This is a genomic window from Absiella sp. AM29-15 (assembly GCF_003434225.1).
GTDB classification, from domain to species: domain Bacteria; phylum Bacillota_I; class Bacilli_A; order Erysipelotrichales; family Erysipelotrichaceae; genus Hoskinsella; species Hoskinsella hominis.
Genome location: NZ_QVFL01000047.1, coordinates 1 through 1,722 on the forward strand (window position 1 = coordinate 1; position 1,722 = coordinate 1,722).

Annotated in this window: 1 protein-coding gene; it reads left to right on the forward strand. The window is 33.0% G+C overall.

All coding sequences use genetic code 11. The features are described from left to right. Positions 1-293 precede the first annotated feature (293 nt). Positions 294-1,643, forward strand: coding sequence for an IS4 family transposase (locus tag DW761_RS21595; protein ID WP_158552702.1), 1,350 nt, complete (start codon positions 294-296; stop codon positions 1,641-1,643). Positions 1,644-1,722 lie beyond the last annotated feature (79 nt).

Below are 1,722 nucleotides of genomic sequence, written 5' to 3' on the forward strand. Positions count from 1 at the left end.
ATTGACAACAATGAAAAGTGATATCTAGTGAATTTCCCACTAGGTACCACTTTTTATTTTTCACTATTGACAAAAGAATCAAAATTTGGCCGCTTACGCGGCTTTGTTTATAAGTGAATGCACACAAAGGAGGACTTCATTTATGTTATTCATTTATAAACAGAATTCATTTGACACTTTTCATTTGAATACGATTCATGTTTCACTCTCATGTATATTCTTTTTTTCTTTGTTTCTATTCTTTATTTACTATTCGCTAAGCCTGGTTTTAGGTTATAATGGAGGTAACTTATATGGTAGATAGTGCTATTCATGCCGTACATGATTATCTACCCGATGCATCCCTGCATTTTTTAGAACTTATTAAAGGCGATAATCCTGATTCTTTCACCAGATTACGGAAACTATCTGTTCTTGATATTATTTATCAAATGTTTGATCGAAAAGGGTGCTCACAATGGAGTGATATTATGAACTTTTACGATGACCTCAATAAAAAACAAACAATAACAGAAACTGGCTTTTACCTTGCCAGAAAAAAATTCAATCCTGAGGCATTGCGTGTCATGAGCAATGAGTTTATTGCCAATTTTTATGACAACAATGCCGATGAAATGAAAAAATGGAAAAACCATCTAGTACTATCCGTTGATGGTTCCAAGATCATCCTACCTAATACAAAAGAGAATGAAGCCATCTTCGGTCGTATAAATGCGAAGCCTACATCCAAAGATTTTGATTCCAAACCTGTTAGTGGTCTTTTATCTACCCTTCATGATTGTTTGAACGATACGTTTCTTGATGTAAAGTTTGGTCCATGTTCATCAAGTGAGAAGTATTTCGCTTCGAAGCATATCACAACATACTGCGAAAACTTCATTGATAGTGCCATTTTCACCTTGGATAGAGGATATCCATCTATGAGACTTGTAGATCAACTGATAAACAGTAAGCAATATTTCGTATTCAGATTACCTAGTAGTTTTTTGAAAGCATATACAAATCAAATAAAGGCGGGAGAAGACAAGGTCATACACATTACCTTTGATAGAGAAAGTACGAATCAATATCGAGATGACATTCAGTTTCGACAGCATCTGATGAATACCACGTATACCCTACGATTCACTAAATTGATTATAGGACAGGACAAAGACGACCAAGATATCGTTGAATTACTAATGTCAAACTTACCAGAAGATGAATATAGTAAGGATGATTTAAAAGAACTATATCATTTACGTTGGACGATTGAAACATCTTATAACAGATTAAAAAACAGGATGAAACTGGAGAATTTCAGTGGATACAAATCAACACTTATTTATCAGGATATATACGCAGATATCTGGCTATATAATATCATATCATTAGAAATCTTGTATGCGAATGATCAAGTAGCGATAGAACAGAAACAGGAGGGAGAATACATACTAAAGCGAAATTTCAATAAAGCAATAGGAATTATGAAGAAGTTATTTATAAGGGCATTAATCAGCATGGATGAAGATACAAATGATTATGCATTATCAGTAATAAAGGATAATATAGCAGGCAATTTAGTATGGATTAAAAAAGGACGTGCCTATGAACGAAAGCGAACAACAACGCCTTCTTCAATGTCTTATAAAAGCACGTATTAGTCTAATTTTTATCAAGAATCAAAATGTTGTTTTCATAATGCCATAAATCTATCTATATATCAGAAAAAACGCAAAAAAA

Excerpts from the sequence above, each read along its gene's own strand:
- DW761_RS21595 (WP_158552702.1), top strand. The coding sequence starts at position 294 with ATGGTAGATAGTGCTATTCATGCCGTACATGATTATCTACCCGATGCA.